Genomic DNA, 22,167 nt, shown 5'->3' with positions numbered 1-22,167 from the left:
TGCCCCATCTTAGCAGTTAGGCAAACGCGCTCTCCTCGTAGGTCCCATACACGCTGCGGAGCGCATCGCAGATTTCGCCGACCGTCGCATAGGCCTTCACTGCGTCGACGATGAACGGCATTGTGTTCACCGGCGAAATGTTCCCGTTCTCTCCGGCTTTCGGCTCCTGTGCCGCGGCTTTCTTCAGAGCATCCAACGCGCGTTGCACCGACGCATTGTCGCGGCGCGAGCGCAGTGCCTTCAGCTTCTTGGTTTGCGCCTCGCCCACACTTTCATCGATGTATAAGGTGTCGCTCGGTTGCCCCTCGACGATAAACTCGTTTGCGCCGACGATCACCTTCTCCCGCGCTTCCGCCGCCTTCTGGAACTGGTAGCTGGCTTCCGCGATTTCCTTTTGCGGATACCCCTTCTCGATCGCCTTCACCATGCCGCCCATGGCATCGAGTTTGTCGAAGTAATCGAACGCACCCTTCTCCATGTCGAGCGTAAACTTCTCCACGAAGTACGACCCGCCCAGCGGATCGATGGTGTTCGCGACGCCGCTTTCGTACGCGATGATCTGCTGCGTGCGCAGCGCAATCTGCGCTGCCTGTGCCGTTGGCAAGGCCAATGCCTCGTCGAACGAATCCGTGTGCAGCGACTGCGTCCCTCCAAGCACCGCCGCCAGCGCCTGGAGCGCCACGCGTGCGATATTGTTCTGTGTCTGCTGGGCCGTGAGCGAAACACCCGCGGTTTGCGTGTGGAAGCGCATAAGCCAAGTGCGTTCGTTCTTCGCGCCGAAGCGGTCCCTCATCAGCCGATACCAGATCTTCCTCGCTGCCCGATACTTCGCGATCTCTTCAAAGAAATCGTTGTGCGCGTTGAAGAAGAACGATAGACGCGGCCCGAATTCGTCCACGTCCAACCCGCGTCGCTGTGACCACTCCACGTACTCCACCCCGTCGTAAATCGTGAAGGCCAGTTCCTGAAGCGCCGTCGAGCCGGCCTCACGGATGTGGTAGCCACTGATCGAAATCGTGTTGAAACGCGGCGTGTACTTCGATCCGAATTCGAACGTATCAATCACCAGCCGCATAGAGGGCGCCGGCGGATAGATGTATTCCTTCTGCGCGATGTATTCCTTGAGGATGTCGTTCTGCAGGGTGCCGGAAATCTTCTTCCAATCCGCGCCCTGCTTCTCCGCCACCGCGAGATACATAGCCCACAAGATGGAAGCCGGAGAATTGATCGTCATCGATACGGTGGTTTTCTCGAGATCAATCCCGTCAAACAGGATCTCCATGTCCTCGAGCGAATCGATGGCCACACCGCACTTGCCAACCTCACCTTCACTGAACGGATGATCGCTGTCGTAACCCATCAGCGTGGGCAGGTCGAAGGCCACGCTCAATCCGCCGCCGCCATGTGCGAGCAGGAACTTGTAGCGCTCGTTCGACTCCTCCGGCGACGCGAAACCGCTGAACTGGCGCATCGTCCAAAGTTTGCCGCGATACCCGGTGGCATGAATTCCGCGCGTATAAGGTTCCTGGCCGGGGTAGTTCAGATGCTGGTCGTAGCTCCAGTCCTCTGGCAGATCGGCAGGCGTATACAAGCGTCGAATCGGAACATTCGAAATCGTCGAGAATCGCGCATGCCCGTTTTCGTCGAGATTGCTTCCCGTCGCGCGCCCAATCGGCCGCTCCGGAGACTTCTCCAGCGCGGGCCCGAGTGTCTGCTCCGCCCAATCTTTCTCGGATTGCGAAGGGTTCCGCCCTTCGAAAACATCGCGCGACGGCGACTCGGCGACCGAATCGGTCTTCTTCTTTAAATCTGACATTGAAAAAACCCCGTGGAGTCGGCGCTTCCCACCAAACGCCAAACTGCTCAGTTTATTGGATGTTCAGACTGTCAGCAAGCATCCACAATCAAGCTGATAACGCCACTCCAACGTCTCCGCTAATTCACGTAAATTCACCAATAGCCCCTTGCTAAATCGTATGATTCCGCGCAAAATCGCTAACCACCTTAACGGACCAGCCATGCCATTGACTGAAACTTCCGAAAAGGTCCTCCCCTCGGTCACCAGTTCGCTGCACATAGCAGCGGAGACGGTTGGCGACAAAATCTCGCCAGCCAGAGTCTGGAGTGTGCTGCTGTTCCTTGGCGGCTACTCCCTGGCGGCGTACGGAGGACAGCACGTCTTCGGACAATTTGCGTTTCCATCCCCTTTCTGGCTGCCCGACGCTGTGCTCCTCAGCGCGTTTCTTCTCACACCGAAGCGCGATTGGCTGGCCTTTGCGCTCGCGGTCTTCCCTATCCGGCTCGCCTTCGGACCGTCTGTCGGGACTCCCACATGGCTGCTCCTGTACTCGTCGTCCATTGATGTTCTGCGCGCCTTGTTCGCGGCAACCATACTGACGCGAATTTTCCCGCGCGGGCTGAAACTCGACACCCTGCGTGAGTTCACGATTTTCCTGTCGATTGCTGCCGGGTTGGCTCCTGCCATATCCGCGGTATTGGGCGCCCTCGGACGTAGCATGCTCGGCGATCCGTGGCTCATCACCGGGATGCGCTGGTATCTCGGCGACGCCCTCGCTCAAGCGATCTTTACTCCGGCAATCATCGCCTGGTTTTACGCCATCCGTCAGAAATCCTATCCCGCTTGGCGTGAATTGCTATTGCTGTGCGCCACGACAACGATCGTCCTCTTATATGCGTTTCGCCTGAGCGCCGGACCGTATTCTGCGTTGATGGCCTATGCGCCGGCGCCGTTCATCATCTGGGCCGCCATCAGGGTTCGTCTTATCGGGACTTCCACCATCGTCTCGCTGGTTGCGTGTTTGTGCATGTTGAGCGCCGTGCTGGGAGAAGGCCTGTTCGCCGGCGGCACGGCCGCCCAGAACCTGCTCTCGATGCAACTCTTCCTGCTCGCGGTTTCCATTCCACTGCTTGCCCTCTCGATCATCATTGGCGAGCGGCAACGTACCGAAGCCGCACTCGATAACAGTGAGGAGAAATTTCATAACGTTTTCCACGAGGCCGGGATCGGCATGGTCGTTGTAAGTCTGGATGGCCGTTTTCTGGCCACCAATGAGGCCTTCAACGAATACCTCGGCTACACAGAAGCAGAACTGGTCAAAATGACCATACACGACATCACGCACCCCGATGACTGGGTGATGTTCTCGGAGAAGCTCAGTCATTTGATTGGGAACGGCGGCGGCCTGCAGCGAGTAGAAAAACGATGCATGCACAAGAGCGGCCGCGTGGTGAACACCGAGAGCAGCGCGTCCCTCGTCAGAGGCATCAATGGCGAACCGTTGTACTTCGTCGGCGAAGTTCTGGACGTCACGGACCGGAAGCGCGCCGAAGCTGCATTAGCGCAAATGAACCAGAAACTGATCGCGGCCCAGGAAAAAGAATGCGCGCGAATCGCGCGCGAATTGCATGACGACATCAATCAGCGAATTGCTCTGCTGGTGATTCAAATGCAATGCATGGCTGATGGCTCCACTGAAACGCCAAGTGAACTTCAAGAGCACATTCGGCAACTTTCACTTCAGGCGACCGAGATTTCGCACGACGTGCAGGCCCTTTCCCATCGCCTGCACTCCTCCAAACTCGAATACCTCGGCATACTGACCGCGATCTCCGGTCACTGTCGGGAAACCGCTGCACTGAATAAAGTCGATGTTAAATTCGAACACACCGATCCGTTGCCGAAAATCAGCAGCGACGCGGCTCTGTGTCTGTTCCGCGTTCTCCAGGAAGCCCTTCGCAATGCTGTGAAGCACAGCCAAAGCAAGACCTTTGCGGTGCGTCTAGCTGGGAATGAGAACGAGATGACGTTGAACATCTCGGATTGCGGGATTGGCTTCGACCCCGACTATGCCGTTATTGGAAGCGGGCTCGGGTTGGTGAGCATGCAAGAGCGTCTGCGCCTGGTCGGAGGAGCGTTTGCAATCGATTCGCATCCCGCGCGCGGCACCACCGTACTCGCACGCGTTCCGGCAGCCTAAGCGGCCGTGGTTGTTCTGGGGCAACGATCAGTTGCGATATTCACTAATTGTTGAAAATCCACGACCAGCCAATTAGACTCCGCCCGCGACTCAGGCCCCTCACCTCACACCTCAGAAAGAGACAACCATGAAACTCAAAACGACCCTCGCGGTCCTGGCGCTGTGCATCGCCGGATCGATCGCTGCTTATGCGTCCGATCCCAATGTTGGTAGCTGGAAGTTGAATGATGCGAAGTCGAAAGTTCCGGCAGGCGCACCCAAAAACAATACTGTCACCTACACTGCGGCTGGCGACCAGTTGAAGTGCGTAGTCGATGGCGTAGATGGCAAGGGCCAGCCTTCGCACAACGAATGGACCGGAAAGTTCGACGGCAAAGATTATCCGGTTGTCGGCGACAACACGGCCGACGCCCGCTCGATTCAGAAAATCGGAGACCGGAAATACAAGCTCGCCAATAAGAAAGGCGGAAAGGTCACTCTCTCCGGCACGATCGAAATCTCGGCCGACGGCAAAACGCGCACCTTGACAATCGAAGGCGCCGGTGCCGATGGGAAGAAGATGACGTCGACCCAGGTATATGACAAGCAGTAACCAAAACGCGGGGAGCGTCGATTGCTCCCCGCAACCCCGCCTAGGACTTCGCTGCTTTCTCCAACTCGCCGAGCTCGATCTTCTTCATTCCCATCATTGCCTGCATCGCCTTCGGGTTTTTGATCAACTCCGGAAGCTGTTTCGGCACCACCTGCCATGAGAGACCATACTTGTCCTTCAGCCAGCCGCACTGCGATTCCTGCCCTCCGTCCGCGGTCAGCTTCGACCAGTATTCATCCACTTCCGCCTGCGAGTCGCAGCGGATTGCGAACGAAACCGCTTCCGTGAATTTGAAGTAGGGCCCGCCGTTGAGCGCCGTGAACCGCTGGCCATCGAGCTCGAAAGTAACGGTAAGCGGCTTGCCTTTCGGCGTGTGCGGCGCACCATCCGCGTGGAGTTCCCCAATGCGTCGCGCATTTTTAAAGATCGAACAGTAAAATTCGACTGCCTCTTCGGCGTTTTCGTCGAACCAGAGGAACGGTGTAATCCGCGTAGACGATTCGAATGGGTTCACGGTGTACCTCGCGTTAAGATGTGCGGACGATCGTGCCCGCCCGAAGATGTATCGAATGGGCCGTACAATCTTCGACAGACAAATTTAGGGAATTTTTGGAGAGCAAAATGAAAGCAAACGGGCCATTCGACGTAAAGATACTCCCGCAAAAGGCCGACAATCCCTGCGCCGAAGCCGCTCAACTGGGCCGCATGTCCATCGACAAGCAGTTCCACGGCGCTCTCGAAGCAACCAGCAAGGGCGAAATGCTGACCTTCATGACCGAGGTCAAAGGGTCGGCGGGCTATGTCGCGATCGAGCGCGTGACGGGCACCCTTGACGGCCGAAGCGGATCGTTCATACTGCAGCACAACGCCACCATGGATCGCGGCACGCCCGCGCTGAACATCGTCGTCGTCCCTGATTCAGGCACCGGAGAACTTGCCGGTATTCGCGGCGCCATGAAGATCGATATCCAGCCCAGCGGCAAGCACTTCTACGATTTCGACTACGAAATCGGCTAGGTAGTCTATTTCTTAACAATTCCCGAAAGAACTTTGGGGTCACCGTCAACCTTCGGGCTATCAAGACCTAGCAGTTCCACAATCAACGGGAACACGTTTACGTTCTCGAAGCTCTGCAACTGAACTCCGGGTTTGATGTCGGGCCCCTCCGCGTAAAAGACCGCCTTCATCTCCGGCAGCACACGCGGATCGAACCCATGATTGCCAATATTCGGTGGCTTGTCTCCGCCGTAGGAGTTTGTGGTCGCGCGGATCGCCCACGAACCCTTTGCAACCACCACCGGATCTCCTTCGCGCGGATTGCTGTTGAAATGCAGCTCAGCCGGCACGTCCTTCCGCCGGTAGACGTTGAAGCGCGAATCCCCGCCCTTCAGCTTCTCGTACGCCTTTTCGGCGGCAGCTTCCGAGGGTGCGTACAGGCTCAGCCCAACCGTCACGAAGCCGTCGAGGGAAGCATATTTGTCGAGCGTGACCCAATTCGGGTCCGTCTTCGCCATGCCGTGGTCCGAAACAACGATCAGGTCAATCGGCAGATGCAGTGCCTGCAGGTTTTCCTCGAGCAGGCCAATCGTTGCATCCACACTCTTCACTGCCTCCGCAACCTGCGGACTGTCCGGGCCGAATTCGTGTCCGGCATGATCGACCTTCGAGTAGTACAGCGTGATGAAGTGAGGACGCTGCTCGGCAGGAAGCTTGAGCCACGCGATGACCTGCTCGACACGCCTCTCGTCCGGGATGGAGTTGTCGTAACGCAGGTAGTAAGTGGGCCGCGCTCCTGCGATCTCCGCCACCGATCCCGGCCAGAAGAAACAGGCACTACGCATTCCCTGCTTCACCGCCAGCGACCACAACGGCGTGCCCTCGTACCACGTACCATCGGCTTCCGCCGCTTTGTCACTCAACGCGTACTTCGCTTTGCGCTCCGGATCGTAAAACTCGTTGCCCACAATCCCGTGGTGCTCGGGATACAGTCCGGTCACCAAGGTGTAGTGGTTCGGAAAGGTCAGAGACGGATACGACGGAATCATTCCGTCGGGAACGCTCGCCCCATGTTTGGCGATTTCCAGGAGATGCGTCGCCCCATACTTTTTCGCGTAGTCATATCGAAAGCCATCCAGCGACACCAGAACTACATAGTGCTTCTTCTGCTGTTCCGCTGAGTTCGGCGGTTGATCGACAGTGATGACGGGAATGCTTTGCGCAAAAGCGCCAACAGAGATCAGCAGCAGGAAGCACAGCCGAGCTAGAAGCCGTTTCATCGTCCGATATTCCTCTCTCAACGAGGTTAACTGATCCAATCAATTGGGGGCGTTATCACTGCGTAAAAGCGAAACTTCGTTCACATTTGGATGCAGATGCTGACTGATCTGCCCGTAACCATTGACCGTGCAACTCTGCGTGCCGATGCCATAGACCTTGCGTGTGGCACCGCGTTCGTCATAGTAGGGCTTGCGAGTTGTGCGATCGCGTTTGCGCGCCGTCGTACCAAAGTACGCATGTTCTACTGGCTCGGTATCTGGACCTGCCTCTACGGTGTGAACGTCCTATGGGTACCGCTACACGGCATCCAACCTTATCCGATTCGCGTAATCGAGCCGTATGCGCGCGCGTTGACGATGTATCTTGTCCTGCCATTCGCTTTTCTCTCGTGGATGGAGGCCACCCGCGGCTGGGTTCGACGGTTCAGTGCCGTACTCGTTGTGATCGAAGTGGCGATCGCCATCGTCGCATTCGCCGTGTTCCTGGTCACCGGCGATCCGAACCGACTCCTGGTACCGAATAATCTCGTGGCTGCGCTTGGTCTGGCGGTGCTGCTCGTCGTCGTAAGTAGCAACAAGCTCTTTGCGAAGTATTGCGTGATGCCGTCTCGCGGGTTCTTCACGTTTGCCGCGTTCGTGTTCACTGTAGAAGCGTTGTTCTCCAACATCATTAATCCTTTGGGACATCCGATGCCGAACATCTTCGAGCATCTCGGATTCGCCATTTTGCTGGCGGCGTTCGGCCACTCCGCGCTCCAGATGGTGGAGCAAAGCGAACGTCGCCTTCTCGGGATCGAAAGTGAATTGCAAGTAGCGCGCGAAATCCAGGTTTCGATCCTGCCGACCACTGTCCCAGAACTCACGGGAGTACGCATTGCGGCCCGTTACCAACCTGCCGCTTCCGTCGCAGGGGATTTTTACGAGTTCCTGCAAACCGATCCCCAGTCAGTCGGAATACTTGTCGCCGATGTCTGCGGACACGGTGTGCCCGCCGCATTGATTGCCTCGATGCTCAAGGTTGCAGTGCAGTCGGTCGCTTCGAGTGCGGACCACCCTGGCGAATTGCTGGGTGCCTTGAATCGAACCTTGGCGGCTCCACTTCGCGGTCAACTGGTCTCCGCCTCTTATCTCTGGATCGACGGGAAGGCACAGAAAGCCCGCTATTCGGCCGCCGGACATCCACCGATGCTGCGTTGGCGAAATGGCCGCCTCGAAGCGGTCGAGAGCAACGGTTTGCTGTTTGGCGTCTTGCCCGATGTCGTCTATCCCGAGCGCGAGATTGCGTTGACGAAGGGTGAGCGCCTTCTGATCTACACCGACGGCGTGACCGAACCGGAAAACCTTCAGGGCGTGGAGTTTGGGGCTGGCGGCCTGCAGGCATTACTGGCGAAGAACGGGATGGAGTCCGGCGCGGAAGTCGCAACCCGGGTCTTCGCCGAAGTTCCCTTGTGGCAGGTCGAACAACGTCAGCAGGACGACATGACACTGGTAGTGGTGGATGTCCTTTGAACGAACACCGTACATTGGTGCATCTCTCAGGTGTATCCCCGGGCTAGCTCTAGAGTTACTCCCCAGTCCGGGGATTTTGGTTCCCTCAACGAGAGAAGCTGGGTAAAATCAGCAGCTTATGGAGCTCATCACCGGAATCACAGGTGCGGCTGCGCAGCCGGAGGAAGAAGTTCGCCCCGAGCTGGAGCCGCGCGTCGATTCCGAAATCACGCAAAGCATCCCCGAGCCAGAGATGGAAGCGGTCGACAACGGACCACCGCCATCACTCGAAGAGCGTAGCTATTCGCTCGTGGGTCGTGCCCTACGCTTTGTAATGAAGACCGTTACTCCGAACGCCTGGCAGAACGTCGTCCAAAAAATGGCGGCGCAGTTACCCGCCAAGATTGACCTGGTTCCCACCGAGCAGGAGTGGACGCACGAATTGCGCCACCGCCAGTTGGTGGAGGAGCTGATTGACCAGGGCTTCACCGACGCGGGCATGTATCGCGCCGAAGTGATGCGCGCGAACTTGCACCTGCTGGTGAACGAAACCTACGACATTCGCGCCGTGGTCTATGAGCACGAGCATTCCGGCGTGGTCCTCGACCTCGTGACGCTCTTTGGCGACGGCACCGGCATCACCTACGTGAACCGTGAAGATCCCGGCTACGAATCGTCGCCGCTGCACCCCAACGTATATCTCGGCAATGTTCAGGTCTTCGAGCTTCTGGACAAATGTCTTCGTGACCGTCCGAAGAAAGCGCGCCTGCCGGAAAATCCGGCTACTGCCGCGAGGCTCATGGAACTCGAGTACGAATTCGGCACGCGCCGCCTGCGCGGTCAGTCCGTGAATCCGATCGAAATCGCGGACGCGTATCTCGATGTAATCGAAAAGGCCGACGCAGTGAAAGTCCCCGAAGTGCCAGAGCCTGAGCCTGAGCCGGCGAAGACGAGTGAGCCGGTAAAGTGGACCGGCCGCCCACACGCTGTACTGCCACCACTGCACGAGGCGATTGGACTAGCGGCCGCGGAACACAAGCCAGCGAATGGAAATGGCCAATCCAAAGCAGCAAGTGCCAATTCTTCTAAGTAGGGCGGACCTTGCGCGAAAGTTCCCACACCTTCGCATACTTCCAGCTCACGTACACCGCGTGATAAAGGTGCAGCAGCAACCCTTCGCGTCCGTCGACGAAACCAAGCCGTAGGAAGTAGTTGTAGAGGAACGTGGCCCACGGTCGAACGACGATATTGAAAAAACTGAAACCGTGCTTCCCTTTCGCAACAACCATTTCCGCTCCCAGCGACGAGTAGCGGTTCATGTGCTCGATGTAGCTGGAAAGCGTGGGGTAGGCGTGGTGAAGAATGGCGCCATGCAGCGGAAGAATCTGGCCACTCACCTTCATGTCTTCGTGGACAGCACGGTCTTCAAAAACCGCGAGTTCTTTCTTCACCAGCCGGATCTTCCGGTCCGGATAAAATCCCCCGCGGCGAATCCAGCGCTCCATGAAGAAGTTTTTCCGCGGAATTGAATAGGCGTCGCGCGGAATCGTCACTCCGCAAAACGGACCATCGCCGGCGATGATCTGCCCTGCGTTCTCACCCGGTTTCTGTTGGGGCTCTTCTTTCTTCCCGAGCGCTTCCTTTAGCTCCCTCCCCAACAGTGGCGATACCTCTTCATCCGCATCGAGCGACAGAATCCACTCTCCACTCGCCTTCGCGATCGCCGAATTCTTTTGCGCTGCGAAACCCTTCCACTCTTCCTGGAAGATTTTTACTTTGTCGCCGAAGGTCCGCGCCACATCGAGTGTGTGATCGGTAGAACCGGAGTCCAGCAAGATGACTTCGTCTGCAAGGTCCACCACGCTGGCCAGCGTGCGCGCGATGTTCTGCTCTTCGTTCTTGCAGATGATGACGGCGGAGAGTAGCACGGGGCGAATATATCATTGCCCAAAAGAAAATCCCGGCCGAAGCCGGGATTCCTTCATAACGAAAACATCGTTTACTTCTGCGGCTGTTGCGGCGTCTCCGGTTGTGGCTGCTGCGGCGGCGCTGGGTGCTGTGGCTCGTTCGCCGGGTTGTTGACGTCCGAGGTGATCTTGATCACCCCCGGCACTTGCGGCGCGGTGTTTACCACGCCCTTGGTGCTGTCGGCCAGTTCGATTCGGTTCTTGTCCAGCGTCTGCGATGTCACACGATCCAGTTCGACCTTGTGCTTCTCATAGGCGGTGAGCGCCGAAACCAGTAAGTTCTCGGCGTTTTCGAACCCGCTCTGGTTCTGCAGTACCAGCGTGCTCGTGGACGCACCGAGAGCGTACTTCTTCTGCTCGGCCTCAAGGCTCTGCAACGCATATTCGCGGCTGGCCTGCGCGGCCTTCACGCGGGCGCGGTCCTGTTGCACCGCAAACGCCGCGTTGCGCACCTGGATGTTTACCTGGTTAAACAGCTGCTGCAAACGCATCTGCGCTTGGCGGAATTCCAGCTGCGACCGAACCTGCGTGGCCTGCGCCGCGCGGTTGCGGATCGGGATAGTAAGAGTCACACCGAGACCTTTGTCCGGCGAGGAGCTGTCCACGAGGTGACCAAGAGCATCGCCGTAGCCGGACGGGTTAATCGTGCTGCCCGCTCCGGGGATTGGCTCTCCAGCGTTACCAGCCGCCCCGTAGAACCCGTAGGCGTCCAACGAGGGCAGCAGCGCGTTCTTCGTCGACTTCATGGTGATTTCGCGGTTCTTCAAGTCAATCTGCGCCTGCTCGATTTCCGGGCTGTGTTCCTGCGCCGTCTTGATCAACTCGTCCACCGAAGCGTCGACCTCGTTGGCATCCACCTGCATCGTGTCGGTTGGAATCACTTCCGCCGCCGCGAGAATCGGATCGCCCATGTTACGGGTGATCGCATTCTTCATCAGCAACTGCTGCAGCTGAAGGCTCGTCTGCGAAACGATCAGGTCCTGCTGCGCGGTCGACACCGTGCTCTGTGCGTGCACCACTTCAATCGGAGCCAGGGTGCCAATCTGCACCTGCTTCTGATTGTCGGAGAAGGTGCGCTGCGCAAATTCAAGAGCGCGCTGCTTCACTTTTACGTCTTCGTAGGCCGCAACCAGGTCCCAGTAGATGTTCTGGATCTGCGAAACCGTCTCACGGACCTGCTGCCGGAACGCGCTGTCGGTGATTTTCTTATCGTTCTGGGCGATGCGAATGAATCGCATATTCGGCCCAAGTCCGAAGCCTTGCAGCAAGTGCTGCGTCAGCGTGAAGCGGAAGGTGCTATTGAGGTAGGGATCCAGCACGTTCAATCCACCGGCCTGGCGAGTGTTCTGCCAGCCAATGTTCGCCGACGTACCGGTGTACCACGACTGCGCATAGTTAAAGTTGTACGTCGTGTTGTTCTGCACGATGAACGGTACCGGGATGTAACTAGTCGTCACTACGGCACGCGTGTGTTCACCCTGAACATTGCCAGTGATAAACGGATCGTAGTTGCCCACCGTGGAGCCCGCGCCTGTCGTGCTGGCGACGATGCCACCTATACCAGTACCCACGCCGCCTGCTCCGGCCGTCGTGCCGCCGGCGCCGCCACCCGTGCTGCTGGCCCCAATTCCACCCACGCCGCCACCGGGCGTATTCTGCACCACGCCGGCGTTCACGCCGCGTGCCGCCGAACCAGCCTTGGTCGAGAGGATATCCGTGTCGGCGATAGGAAGGTTATAGCGCGCAATCGCGATATCGAGGTTGTTCTCGAGCGCGAGCGCAAGGGCGTCGCTCATCGAGAGATAGATTTTGCCGTCGCGCATCACCGAGTCAACCCGCGCGGTGTTTGCGAAATTCGGCGCTGGAACTTTGCGCTCCGAGTAAGTACCGACCGGGTTGAACCAGTAGGTCTTCGGCTTGCTGTAGTCCACGCTCATCACACCGCCATTCACCGGCGCGGAGGCGGAAGCCGCCTTCGGAGCGTCCGGAAGGTTCGGCGTCGGCGCGGGGGCCTGGTTCTGCGCGAATGCAGGGGCGACCATCCCCAACATCATGGAAAAAATAACAGTTCTGGCCGTGATCACAACCGTGCGCGAAACGGACATTCGCATTTCTCCAATAAATGAAAGACTTACAAGTGCAGTTCTGGCTTCCGCATTTAGATACGTGAGCGGCTATGCCAAGGTTCAAAATTCTTCACAAGAATTAACTTTGGGGCTTCCGCGAAGAAGGTTTTAAGTCACTGGAACGCAAGTGTTAATACTATACGAACGGAGTTGCTAAGGCGGTGACAGCAGTTAATTCGCGCCTCGCAACTCCTCTAATTTGGCATGCCGCGGAACTTCAAAATCACGCTCGCCTACGATGGCCACGAGTTTCACGGCTGGCAAATCCAGCCCGGCAAACCGACCATTCAAGGCACGCTCGCCGAAACCATCGAGCGCATCACAGGAGAGCAGACGTTACCGCAAGGCTCAGGCCGCACCGACGCTGGTGTCCACGCCCTGGGACAGGTAGCGAGCGTCGCGTTGCAAACGCCAATCCCGGCGGATGGGCTGCACATCGCGCTCAATGACAAGCTTCCGCCATCGATCCGAGCACTAACCGTCGGAGAAGCTGCGCCGGACTTTCACGCACGTCATTCCGCAAAAGGGAAAACCTATCGTTACCGCATCTACCGCGCCGCAATCTGCTCACCCTTTCTGGCGCATTATGTGTGGCATTACCCGTGGCGGCTCGACGAATCTGTAATGCAGAGTGCGACCGCGTTCATCCAAGGCGAACACGACTTCACCTCCTTTGCGGCAAGCGATCCTGACCGGGCGCAGCGAATACGCGACGCCGAAGACGAGGATGGGCCAAGCAACGTGCGCACCATCTACGACGCTGTCTGGCGCACGGAAGGCCACGAACTTATCTTCGAAGTGCGTGGCAACGGATTTCTTCACCACATGGTCCGCAATCTTGTGGGAACGTTCGTGGATTTCGGCAAGTGGCAGCATCCTGCGGAATCGATGGCTAAGATTTTGCGGGAAAAGTCACGCAGCGCTGCCGGCCCTGCAGCCCCCGCCAGCGGACTTTATCTCGTGAATGTGGAATACTGACGGCACACACAAGCCGTCCAACTGATCAGCAAAGGGCAACAGGGATTTGGAGTTCCCGGATGCCGGGAGGCCGCCATGGCTACCGATACCAAGATCGCTGCTCCGGTATTAATCAGCACCAATCCCGCCACGGGTGAAACCGTCGGCACCTATTCCTGCACCAGCGTCGACGAAGTCCACGAAGCCGTTGACATCGCACGACGCGCACAGCCAGCCTGGGCCGCGCTCGGCGTTCAGAAACGCGTCGCCATCATCCGGCGCTTCCGAAAGCTACTGAATCAACAGGCAGGCGAAGTCGCGGAGTTAATCACGCGCGAAGCCGGCAAACCGATTCCTGAAGCGATGGGCGCCGAGATACTCGTCGTGCAGGATGCTGCCGAATTCGTCGCCCGCCACGCTGCCGAGATTTTGCAACCCCAGCCTGTTCCGCACTCCAATCCCGCGATGAAGACCAAGCGCGGAACGCTCCACCACGAACCGCACGGCGTGATTGGAATTATTTCCCCGTGGAACTATCCATTTTCTATTCCTTCCACCGAAACGCTCGCCGCGCTCGTTCTTGGGAATGCCGTGGTTCTGAAGCCGTCGGAACTCACACCGGCATGTGCTTTGAAGTTGCAATCATTGCTCCACGAAGCCGGCGTTCCGAAAGAAATCATGCAGGTTGTCCTCGGTGAAGGACCAGTCGGTGCTGCGCTCATCGACTCCAAGATCGACAAAATTATCTTCACCGGAAGTGTCGCCACCGGCCGTCGCGTGAGCGTTGCCGCTGCGCAAAAACTTCTACCGTGTGTCCTCGAGCTTGGCGGTAAAGATCCCTTCATCGTCTTCGACGATGCCGACCTCGACGTTGCCAGCAGCGGCGCCGTCTGGGGCGCCTTCATGAATGCCGGACAGACTTGCTTGTCTGTCGAACGCTGCTACGTGCAGCGCTCGGTCTTCGAAAAATTCGTCAACATGTGTGTGAAGAAGGCCCAAGCGCTCAAGGTCGGCGACGGCTTCGATCGCGACACCGACGTCGGACCAATGATCGACACTCGCCAGTTGCGGATCGTGGAGAGTCAGGTCGCCGACGCCCTCGATAAAGGTGCGAAGGTCCTGACGGGTGGAGAACGCCTTACGCAACTCGGCCCAAACTTCTACGCTCCCACTGTCCTCACCAACGTCACTCCAGACATGAAGCTGATGCGTGAAGAAACATTCGGCCCGCTGCTTCCCGTCATCCCCTTCGACACCGACGAACAAGCCATCTCGATGGCCAATGAATCGGAATTCGGTCTCGCGGCCAGTGTCTGGACGAATAGTCGCTCTCGCGGCGAAGCCGTTGCCGGGAAAATCGAAGCCGGCACCGTCATGGTGAACGATGCCATCTCCGGATTCGGAATCTGCGAAGCGCCGCACGGCGGATTCAAAGCCAGCGGTATCGGCCGCACTCACGGGTTGTTAGGAATGCAGGAAATGGTGCGGGTGCGCTACGTCGACGTAGATCGCGTTGTGATGAAAAAACCCTGGTGGTACGGCTATAAAGGGATGTATCGGGAGCAGATCCACGGCTTCGCCGATATGATGTTCGGCCACTCGCCTGCCAAGCGCATTAAGGGTGCGTTAAACTCAACTAAAATTTTGACTAGGCCTAAGCTGTAGTTCCGCGACGTTTTCGTGGCTTTGGTAGTTGCGGCATGTGCACTTGAATGATACGGTCAGCTAACTCCAGGTACTTGGAAATCCAGTCCTGCCGGTCCTGGGAAACGCTGTTCTTTTTCCCCATTTTGTCCATCGTCCTGTAGTCGTCCGGTTTCATAAGTCTGTCACCGGGAACTTAGAAGAGAGTTGCACGAAGTTTGTTGCACGACAAACCGTGTCAATTCTGATTACCCTGCGCGCCCGCCGGGCGTCCCTAGGTTGTTGTACTATCGGAGCTTATGTCGGCAGTCGAACCACTTCGGGTAGAGGCCACAAGCAAGCGCGGTCGGTTAAGCGAGACCCAATGGGCGCGTTCCGCCCAGCAGCGCGTCGTTCGCCTTGCCCAATTACAGGTGGTGCACGACGCCTTCGACTGGCTTCACCGCAAGGAATTTCAGCTTCAGGAACGCCAGATTGAGCTCGCAAAAATTCCCGCTCCTCCGTTTGGTGAGGCCGCCCGTGCAGACTGGCTACAGTTCCGCTTCCGCGAGCTGGGATTGAAAGACATTCATACCGACGCCGTCGGTAACGTTCTTGCCATCCTGCCCGGCGCCAACACCTCTGCCGGCTACGTCTCGATCAGCGCGCACCTTGACACCGTTTTCCCTGCCGAGACCAAACTCGATATCAAACGTGATCGTGACCGCATGGTTGGTCCCGGCATTTCGGACAACGCCGCCGGCGTAGTAGCCATGCTTGCCATCGCTGGCGCCATCAAAGACGGCCGCATTCGCCCCTCAGCGCCAATCCTTTTTATCGGCAATGTTGGGGAGGAAGGCGAAGGCAATCTCCGCGGCGTCCGCCATATTTTCGACGACACGCGCTGGAAGGACGCTATCGAGTTCTCCATCATCCTCGACGGTGCAGGAACCGATTCGATCATCGCGGAAGGTCTTGGCAGTCGTCGCTATGAAGTCCGCGTTAATGGCCCTGGCGGCCATTCCTGGAGCGATTTCGGAGCACCCAACCCGATCGTCATACTTTCCAAGATCATCCAGGAATTCAGTGCCACTTCCCTTCCCTCGAAACCGAAAACTACCTACAACATCGGCGTGATCCAGGGCGGCACTTCCGTCAACTCCATCCCGGAGATGGCCTGCATGCGCGTGGACTTGCGGTCGGTAGCAGTCGCCGAAATCGAAAGATTGGAAGAAGCTCTGCGCCGCGCCGCGGACTCCGCAAAGACCCGCGACGTGGAAATCGAAATCCGCACCATCGGTGATCGTCCTGCCGGCGAACTCAAAAGCGATTCGCCCATGCTGGCCATGGTCCGCGCCGTAGACGCGCATCTCAGCATTACCTCACGCATCCAGCGCGCCTCCACGGACGCCAACATCCCGCTCTCACAAGGACGCGAGGCGATCGCACTCGGCGCAGGTGGAACCGGAGCCGGCGCCCACACTCTTCACGAGTGGTTCGATCCCTACGGACGCGAAGTAGGCTTGAAGCGTATCCTGCTTCTGACGCTGGCTCTCACCGGCATCGACGAGTAAAAACAGACCCTCATGAAACGTGAACTCCTGGCGGTGCTCCTCACCGCGACTGCTCTCATGGCTGCCGATAAGAAGGAAAATAAATCTGCCCCGCAAGAAGCGGACGCGATCTATTACAACGCGAACGTTTACGTCGCTCCCTCGAAAGCGGCCGCGGAAACTCAATCTACTCACGACGAGAACACCGCAAAGCCATCATCGCCCGCACCGCGTCCCCGTGCCTTCGCGGTGAAAGACGGCAAGTTCCTCGCCATCGGCACCGACAAAGAAATCTGGATCTACAAGGGCAAAAAGACCACCCTGGTCGACCTCAAAGGCCAGTTCGTCATGCCCGGCTTCAACGACGCTCACGTCCATCTCGGCGACGGCGGCCGCGAAATGCTCAACGTTGAACTCGCCGGCACTAAATCTCTCGACGAGATGAAGCAGCGCATCGCCGAACGCGTGAAGTCCGCCGCCCCCGGCGAGTGGATTCTCGGCGGCGGTTGGGACCAGACCAAGTGGACGGAAAACAAACTGCCCACCCGCAAGGATCTCGACGCCGTCACCGCTGGACATCCTGCCTTCTTCGATCGTGCCGACGGTCACATCGCCGTCGCCAACTCCGCCGCAATCACCGCCGCAAAAGTTGACAAGAGCACTACCGCTCCCGCCGGCGGCGCCATCGATCATGACGCAAAAGGCGAACCAACCGGAATCTTCCGCGAAGGCGCAAAGGGCCTGATTAGCAGCATCATCCCGCCACCTACGCCGACGCAGCGTCGCAAGGGCATCGAACTCGCGCTCGAAGACGCCGCCCAACACGGCATCACCTCGCTGCAAGATAACTCGCCGTGGGAAGACTTCCTCGTTTACGAAGAACTCGAGAGCGAAGGCAAGCTCACGGCACGCATCGCCGAATGGCTCCCCTTCACCGCAGAGCTGAACACGCTCGACCAACACCGCTCGCATCATCCCGGCAGCGATCCCATGCTGCATACCACCATGCTCAAGGGCTTCATGGATGGCTCGCTCGGCTCGCGCACCGCAGCTTTGCAGCGTCCCTACGAAGACGACCCAACCAACAAGGGTCTGCCACAGTTCGATCAGGAGACCCTGAACAAACTCGCGGATGAACGCATTGCCGCCGGCTACCAACTCGGCTTCCACGCCATCGGTGACGAGGGTGTGCAGATGGCCCTCGACGCCTTCGCCGAAGCCCAGCGCTACCTTCGTGACCACAACCAGAACGGCCGCGATCTCCACGATCTGCGCTTCCGCATCGAGCATTCGCAGGTGCTCTCGTCCGACCAGTTCCAGCGTTACAAGGAACTCGGCGTCATCGCCTCCATGCAGCCCAACCACCTACTCACTGATATGAATTGGGCGCTTGACCGCCTAGGCACCGCGCGTGCTCGCTACTCCTATGCGTGGCGCGATTTCCTCGACGCCGGCGTCCCCCTTGCCTTCGGCACCGACTACCCCGTCGAACCAATCACGCCGTTCCGCGGCCTTTACGCCGCCGTCACCCGCCAGAACGAAGCCATGAACCGCGAGTTCTTCCCGGTCCAGAAGATCACCATCGATGAAGCCATCGCCGCCTACACCGAAGGCGCTGCCTACGCGCAATTCGAAGAAAGCCTAAAAGGCAGGATCGCCCCCGGCATGTACGCCGACTTCGTCGTCCTCGATCGCGACATCACCGACATCCGCCCGCACGACATCCTCGGCACGCAAGTTCTGCGCACTGTGGTTGGCGGAAAAACGGTGTACGAAGTGGAATAAGCAACGTCGTCCCGCGATGGGAAGTGTCCCACTATAGGCGTTAAAATAAAGACGTTTCGCAGGCTGCTACCTACTGGCAACATTAACCCCCGGACTGACAGCCCGAGTTTCGCTTTTCTGTTGGCTCGCGACGCGAGTGCGTATCGCACATCAAAGCTCGCCAGATAGATCTTCCACGTCATCGCCTTCCACGTAAGCAACGAGATCTCCTGGCTGGCAATTCAGCACCTTGCACATTTTTGCCAGGGTCGAGAACCGGATCCCGCGCACCTTCCCCGACCGGAACAACGACAGATGCGTTTCACTGACTCCGATTGCCTCCGCCAGGCTTCGGGCAGTCATGTTTTTCTTTGCCAATATCTCGTCGAGGGTCGTGCGGATCGGCATTAGAAAATCCCGTCCAACTCCGCTTTCAACTCTGCGGCATTCTCAAGCACTCTCGCTACGATAATCAGCGCCAGTCCCACCACGCCGAGCACCACTCCTGAGACGTCATAGGCGATCCAGTATCCCGGAGCGTACCCAAGCCACCGATGCGCTGCCGGTTCCACAAACACCTTCAGGAACGATCCGGCTGCCACCATCGCACCCACGCGCTTTAGCATCCGCACCATGACGGCGCCGTAAAGGTCTCCCTGTGCAAGCCGCTGCAGCGCCGCACGGACCCCCCACAACGAGAGCAGGAAAAGTACTTCCGGGCACGCCCCAACCACCTCGTCTGCCAAATGTACCCAAGCACTGCGGCTGAGGGTGTGCCTCACAATCGGCACGGCGACCCACCCAAATCGTTCCAAAACAATTAGGCTCGCCAGCCCTACGAAGAGGACAGTCACCAATCTCCGTAGCCGCTCGCTGCTTTTTCGGATATCCCCCATTGTTCCCGAATTTTAAGCTTTACTTAAATTTTATGTCTAGATATTTTAACTCTAGCCTCAAGTTTGAAACATCTTTCCAATGCCTGCTGACGTAACGCCAACCCTTTGCCTCTCGACCCAAGACCTCACCCACCGTTATGCCGGACATGAGGCTCCTGTTCTCACCGACGTCAATCTCAAGGTCGCAGAGGGCAGCATCTACGGATTTCTAGGACCAAACGGCGCCGGTAAAACCACGACGCTCCGTCTCGTCCTTGGACTGCTCCAAAAACAGCAGGGCACGATCTCAATCTTGCAGAGAGACTTGGATTCTCATCGCATCGAGGTCCTCAAGCACGTTGGCTCATTGATCGAGACGCCGTCTCTGTATGAGCACCTCACCGCGGTCGAGAACCTGCAAATCATGCAGCGAATTCACCGCGCTCCCGCAACACGTATCGATGAAGTGCTCTCCCCCCTCGGGCTCTTCTCCGCGCGTCACAAGAAAGCTGGGCAATATTCTCTCGGCATGAAGCAGCGGCTCAGCATCGCCATCGCGCTTCTTCATCGCCCTTCCCTTCTCATCCTCGACGAACCCACGAATGGCCTCGACCCCAGCGGCATTATTGAAATCCGCGAGTTGCTCAAGAAACTCAACCGCGAAGACGGCGTCACCATCCTCATCTCAAGTCATCTGCTCGGCGAGATCGAGAAGATCGCTACCCACGTCGGTGTCATTCATCGCGGCCGACTGATGTTCCAGGGAACTTTGGCGGAGCTCCGCGAGACTGCCCTCGCAACTGGCACCGCCACCGTTTGCACAAGCGACAATCTCCAGGCGTTGAAGGTGATTCATCCGCATCATCCCGACGCCCACTTCGCCGACGGTCGCATTTGCGTGCCGTCGGTTTCGCCCGAGAATCTGGCGCGCATCAATCGTCTGCTCGTGCAGCAGGGGATCGACGTTTACGGCCTCACTCCCTCCGGCGACGATCTCGAAAACATCTTCATGGAAATGGTGTCCCACTCATGATGGCCGCCGACTTCTTCATTTCGTTTTCCTGCGAATGGCTCAAGCGCAAACGTAGCCTCAGCTCTGTGTTGATCGTGATCGGCGCTCTCTTCACGCCAGCGATTGTCTTCGCCTCACGGCTGTTTCATCGACAACAATTACTCAAGCTCAGCGCCGCCGCCGGCTTCTGGGAGTCACTCTGGGCGAGTTCCTGGGAATCCATGGCAGTGTTCTTTCTGCCCATGGCTGCGATCCTCATCACGGCTCTCGTCACCCAGATTGAATTCCGCAACAACTCATGGAAACAGGTACTCACGCTCCCGCTTCATCCGCTGACGATCTTCTCCTCCAAGTTGGCCGTGATCGTTCTCCTCGTGCTGGAGTTCCTCGTACTCTTCGACCTTGGGATCTACGTCTCCGGAGTCGGCCCTTGTCTGTTGTTGCCCGGAGTTCCGCTTCCGCAATCGCGCCTTCCCGCAACTACTTTCGCCGCTGGCACACTGCGATATTTCCTCGCTTGTCTTCCCATCGTGGCGGTTCAGTATCTCCTTAGCCTGCGGTTCAAGAACTTTCTCGTCTCGGTCGGCGTCGGATTCATGGCCTGGGTCGCGGCATTGGCGGCACTGTCTTCGCGTTGGGTGTTCCTCATTCCCCATTCCCTCACCATTCTCGTGTACCTCGAGCACGACGCAAGAAAACGCAGTGTTCCTCCCGCACTCGATCCTCTCTGGGTGTCGGGGATCTACGCGGTCGCGTTCACCGTGATCGCTTACTGGCTCTTTCTATCTCGACGACAAAAGGGATAGCTCCGGAAATCTGCCCTCATTACGGTCCTGCGAACTCGCGTGACAGATCTATGGCAGAGCCGCGACAATAGCTGGGTTCTGATCGCCTCTCAGGAAACTATCGTCAAGGACTAGTTCGAATTGTCGCGCTCCCTCAAAGCCCACATCCTTCTGATCGCCGTCACCTTCGTTTGGGGCTCGACCTTCGTTCTGATCAAGGCCGCGCTCGCCGACGTCACACCGCTGCTCTTCAACGCAGTCCGCATGACGCTCGCCGGCCTCGCCCTCGGCCTCGTCTACTGGAAAGCTTTGCGCAAGATGAATCGCGCCGAGTTCATCGACGGTATGCTCGTCGCGCTCATGATGTACTTCGGCTATGAATTCCAGACCTCTGGCTTAAAGTTGACCACGCCCTCGAAGTCCGCGCTTCTCACTGGCATGTCCGTCGTCCTCGTGCCGCTGATCCTCCACTTCGGATGGCGCAAACACGTCAGCAAGTGGACCATTTTCGGCGTCCTGATCGCCTGCGTCGGTCTCTTCCTCCTCACCGTTCCAGCCGGCACGAGCCGTGGCTTCTCTTTAACTGAAATGAATCTCGGCGATCTGCTCAGCATGGGTTGCGCCGTCTGTTTCGCATTTCAAATCATCCTCGTCGGACGCGCTAGCGAACGTCACGGCTTCGAACCGATCGCCTTCCTGCAAGTCGCCGGTGCCGCCGTCCTGATGTTTGCGACGGTTCCCATCGCCGAACACGCCCACGTGACATGGAGTTCCACCGTCATCTGGGCGATCCTTGTCACTGGCCTTCTCGGCACCGCGGCAGCATTCACGGTGCAAGCCTGGGCGCAGCAGTTCATGCCGGCGACGAATACCGCGTTAATTTTTCTCTTGGAGCCGGTTTTTGCTTGGGCCACTTCGTTCGTCATCCTCCACGAACGCCTCAACTCTCGCTCCTCGCTTGGGGCTGTGTTGATCCTCGTTGGCGTGGTTCTCTCGGAATTGTTGGGCAGCCAAGACCACCCCTCGGAGGAGATCAGGGTCTCATAGGGTAAAGAATGGTCACCCGTACCTCGCATCCCCAACTTTCTGTTACCAAACCGCCAGGGAGTGCGTCTAACTAAAGGATTAAGAGCAGCCGCTTTGTACAGAGT

At 58.0% G+C, this 22,167-nt stretch carries 19 protein-coding genes; 12 read left to right on the top strand and 7 right to left on the bottom strand.

Annotation, left to right across the window (positions count from 1 at the left end):
* Window positions 1-16: 16 nt before the first annotated feature.
* A complete protein-coding gene (locus tag ACID345_RS07490) occupies window positions 17-1,816 on the bottom strand; it encodes a methylmalonyl-CoA mutase family protein (RefSeq protein WP_011522258.1) in 1,800 nt (599 codons plus the stop codon).
* A gap of 202 nt (window positions 1,817-2,018) precedes the next feature.
* On the opposite strand from ACID345_RS07490, the gene ACID345_RS25250 reads away from it, so the two are divergent.
* Together ACID345_RS25250 and ACID345_RS07480 are read left to right on the top strand one after the other, a co-directional pair.
* Window positions 2,019-3,998 carry a sensor histidine kinase gene (locus tag ACID345_RS25250; protein WP_049761792.1) on the top strand — a complete coding sequence of 660 codons (1,980 nt, stop codon included), beginning with the start codon at window positions 2,019-2,021 and terminating at the stop codon, window positions 3,996-3,998.
* A 127-nt stretch (window positions 3,999-4,125) separates the two neighbouring features.
* Window positions 4,126-4,590 (top strand): hypothetical protein, encoded by a 465-nt coding sequence (locus ACID345_RS07480; RefSeq protein WP_011522256.1) that lies wholly within the window; start codon window positions 4,126-4,128, stop codon window positions 4,588-4,590.
* 40 nt (window positions 4,591-4,630) lie between these two features.
* Here ACID345_RS07480 and ACID345_RS07475 read toward each other — a convergent pair whose 3' ends face one another.
* Entirely contained in the window at window positions 4,631-5,104 is a 474-nt protein-coding gene (locus ACID345_RS07475) for a VOC family protein (RefSeq protein ID WP_011522255.1), read from the bottom strand.
* A 107-nt stretch (window positions 5,105-5,211) separates the two neighbouring features.
* Here ACID345_RS07475 and ACID345_RS07470 point away from each other — a divergent pair, with 107 nt between their 5' ends.
* Window positions 5,212-5,607, top strand: coding sequence for a DUF3224 domain-containing protein (locus ACID345_RS07470; RefSeq protein WP_011522254.1), 396 nt, complete (start codon window positions 5,212-5,214; stop codon window positions 5,605-5,607).
* Window positions 5,608-5,612: 5 nt separating this feature from the next.
* Here ACID345_RS07470 and ACID345_RS07465 read toward each other — a convergent pair whose 3' ends face one another.
* The gene (locus ACID345_RS07465; RefSeq protein ID WP_011522253.1) at window positions 5,613-6,866 is read right to left on the bottom strand and encodes an ectonucleotide pyrophosphatase/phosphodiesterase; all 1,254 of its coding nucleotides are present in this window, start codon (window positions 6,864-6,866) and stop codon (window positions 5,613-5,615) included.
* A 96-nt stretch (window positions 6,867-6,962) separates the two neighbouring features.
* On the opposite strand from ACID345_RS07465, the gene ACID345_RS25245 reads away from it, so the two are divergent.
* Together ACID345_RS25245 and ACID345_RS07455 are read left to right on the top strand one after the other, a co-directional pair.
* Window positions 6,963-8,375, top strand: coding sequence for a PP2C family protein-serine/threonine phosphatase (locus tag ACID345_RS25245; protein WP_187148961.1), 1,413 nt, complete (start codon window positions 6,963-6,965; stop codon window positions 8,373-8,375).
* A gap of 118 nt (window positions 8,376-8,493) precedes the next feature.
* Window positions 8,494-9,447, top strand: coding sequence for a hypothetical protein (locus ACID345_RS07455; RefSeq protein WP_011522251.1), 954 nt, complete (start codon window positions 8,494-8,496; stop codon window positions 9,445-9,447).
* Here ACID345_RS07455 and ACID345_RS07450 read toward each other — a convergent pair.
* Both ACID345_RS07450 and ACID345_RS07445 read right to left on the bottom strand, forming a co-directional pair.
* Window positions 9,440-10,282: a glycosyltransferase family 2 protein gene (locus tag ACID345_RS07450; RefSeq protein ID WP_011522250.1), complete on the bottom strand. Its 843-nt coding sequence runs from the start codon at window positions 10,280-10,282 to the stop codon at window positions 9,440-9,442. The genes ACID345_RS07455 and ACID345_RS07450 overlap by 8 nt on opposite strands.
* Window positions 10,283-10,353: 71 nt before the next feature.
* The gene (locus tag ACID345_RS07445) at window positions 10,354-12,426 is read right to left on the bottom strand and encodes a TolC family protein (protein ID WP_011522249.1); all 2,073 of its coding nucleotides are present in this window, start codon (window positions 12,424-12,426) and stop codon (window positions 10,354-10,356) included.
* A 225-nt stretch (window positions 12,427-12,651) separates the two neighbouring features.
* Here ACID345_RS07445 and truA point away from each other — a divergent pair, with 225 nt between their 5' ends.
* The 4 genes from truA to ACID345_RS07425 all read left to right on the top strand — a co-directional run bounded on the left by truA (window position 12,652) and on the right by ACID345_RS07425 (window position 18,365).
* Entirely contained in the window at window positions 12,652-13,425 is a 774-nt protein-coding gene (gene truA, locus ACID345_RS07440) for a tRNA pseudouridine(38-40) synthase TruA (protein ID WP_011522248.1), read from the top strand.
* Between the two features lie 75 nt (window positions 13,426-13,500).
* A complete protein-coding gene (locus tag ACID345_RS07435; RefSeq protein WP_011522247.1) occupies window positions 13,501-15,069 on the top strand; it encodes an aldehyde dehydrogenase family protein in 1,569 nt (522 codons plus the stop codon).
* 278 nt (window positions 15,070-15,347) lie between these two features.
* Window positions 15,348-16,601 (top strand): M20/M25/M40 family metallo-hydrolase, encoded by a 1,254-nt coding sequence (locus ACID345_RS07430; RefSeq protein ID WP_011522246.1) that lies wholly within the window; start codon window positions 15,348-15,350, stop codon window positions 16,599-16,601.
* Between the two features lie 12 nt (window positions 16,602-16,613).
* Complete coding sequence (locus ACID345_RS07425) at window positions 16,614-18,365, top strand: amidohydrolase (protein ID WP_011522245.1); 1,752 nt, start codon at window positions 16,614-16,616, stop codon at window positions 18,363-18,365.
* A gap of 150 nt (window positions 18,366-18,515) precedes the next feature.
* Here ACID345_RS07425 and ACID345_RS07420 read toward each other — a convergent pair whose 3' ends face one another.
* Together ACID345_RS07420 and ACID345_RS07415 are read right to left on the bottom strand one after the other, a co-directional pair.
* The gene (locus tag ACID345_RS07420) at window positions 18,516-18,752 is read right to left on the bottom strand and encodes a helix-turn-helix domain-containing protein (protein WP_011522244.1); all 237 of its coding nucleotides are present in this window, start codon (window positions 18,750-18,752) and stop codon (window positions 18,516-18,518) included.
* A complete protein-coding gene (locus ACID345_RS07415; protein ID WP_011522243.1) occupies window positions 18,752-19,198 on the bottom strand; it encodes a DUF2975 domain-containing protein in 447 nt (148 codons plus the stop codon). Before ACID345_RS07415 ends, ACID345_RS07420 begins: the two co-directional genes overlap by 1 nt.
* A gap of 121 nt (window positions 19,199-19,319) precedes the next feature.
* On the opposite strand from ACID345_RS07415, the gene ACID345_RS07410 reads away from it, so the two are divergent.
* The 3 genes from ACID345_RS07410 to ACID345_RS07400 all read left to right on the top strand — a co-directional run bounded on the left by ACID345_RS07410 (window position 19,320) and on the right by ACID345_RS07400 (window position 22,063).
* Window positions 19,320-20,252: an ABC transporter ATP-binding protein gene (locus ACID345_RS07410; protein WP_011522242.1), complete on the top strand. Its 933-nt coding sequence runs from the start codon at window positions 19,320-19,322 to the stop codon at window positions 20,250-20,252.
* Entirely contained in the window at window positions 20,249-21,037 is a 789-nt protein-coding gene (locus ACID345_RS07405) for an ABC transporter permease (RefSeq protein WP_011522241.1), read from the top strand. The genes ACID345_RS07410 and ACID345_RS07405 overlap by 4 nt, the downstream gene beginning before the upstream one ends.
* A 120-nt stretch (window positions 21,038-21,157) precedes the next feature.
* Window positions 21,158-22,063, top strand: a complete 906-nt coding sequence (locus tag ACID345_RS07400) for a DMT family transporter (RefSeq protein ID WP_011522240.1) — start codon at window positions 21,158-21,160, stop codon at window positions 22,061-22,063.
* The last annotated feature ends 104 nt before the right edge of the window (window positions 22,064-22,167 follow it).

Source organism: Candidatus Koribacter versatilis Ellin345, from assembly GCF_000014005.1.
In the GTDB taxonomy this organism is placed as follows: domain Bacteria; phylum Acidobacteriota; class Terriglobia; order Terriglobales; family Acidobacteriaceae; genus Korobacter; species Korobacter versatilis_A.
The sequence above is the reverse complement of the archived record's forward strand: the minus strand, read 5'-3'. Positions and strand labels throughout refer to the sequence as shown.

Bases quoted from the DNA above. Each gene is read 5' to 3' on its own strand.
- ACID345_RS07490 (WP_011522258.1), bottom strand. From the start codon at position 1,816: ATGTCAGATTTAAAGAAGAAGACCGATTCGGTCGCCGAGTCGCCGTCG.
- ACID345_RS25250 (WP_049761792.1), top strand. From the start codon at position 2,019: ATGCCATTGACTGAAACTTCCGAAAAGGTCCTCCCCTCGGTCACCAGT.
- ACID345_RS07480 (WP_011522256.1), top strand. From the start codon at position 4,126: ATGAAACTCAAAACGACCCTCGCGGTCCTGGCGCTGTGCATCGCCGGA.
- ACID345_RS07470 (WP_011522254.1), top strand. From the start codon at position 5,212: ATGAAAGCAAACGGGCCATTCGACGTAAAGATACTCCCGCAAAAGGCC.
- ACID345_RS07465 (WP_011522253.1), bottom strand. From the start codon at position 6,866: ATGAAACGGCTTCTAGCTCGGCTGTGCTTCCTGCTGCTGATCTCTGTT.
- ACID345_RS25245 (WP_187148961.1), top strand. From the start codon at position 6,963: ATGCTGACTGATCTGCCCGTAACCATTGACCGTGCAACTCTGCGTGCC.
- ACID345_RS07455 (WP_011522251.1), top strand. From the start codon at position 8,494: ATGGAGCTCATCACCGGAATCACAGGTGCGGCTGCGCAGCCGGAGGAA.
- ACID345_RS07445 (WP_011522249.1), bottom strand. From the start codon at position 12,426: ATGTCCGTTTCGCGCACGGTTGTGATCACGGCCAGAACTGTTATTTTT.
- truA (WP_011522248.1), top strand. From the start codon at position 12,652: ATGCCGCGGAACTTCAAAATCACGCTCGCCTACGATGGCCACGAGTTT.
- ACID345_RS07435 (WP_011522247.1), top strand. From the start codon at position 13,501: ATGGCTACCGATACCAAGATCGCTGCTCCGGTATTAATCAGCACCAAT.
- ACID345_RS07430 (WP_011522246.1), top strand. From the start codon at position 15,348: ATGTCGGCAGTCGAACCACTTCGGGTAGAGGCCACAAGCAAGCGCGGT.
- ACID345_RS07425 (WP_011522245.1), top strand. From the start codon at position 16,614: ATGAAACGTGAACTCCTGGCGGTGCTCCTCACCGCGACTGCTCTCATG.
- ACID345_RS07420 (WP_011522244.1), bottom strand. From the start codon at position 18,752: ATGCCGATCCGCACGACCCTCGACGAGATATTGGCAAAGAAAAACATG.
- ACID345_RS07410 (WP_011522242.1), top strand. From the start codon at position 19,320: ATGCCTGCTGACGTAACGCCAACCCTTTGCCTCTCGACCCAAGACCTC.
- ACID345_RS07405 (WP_011522241.1), top strand. From the start codon at position 20,249: ATGATGGCCGCCGACTTCTTCATTTCGTTTTCCTGCGAATGGCTCAAG.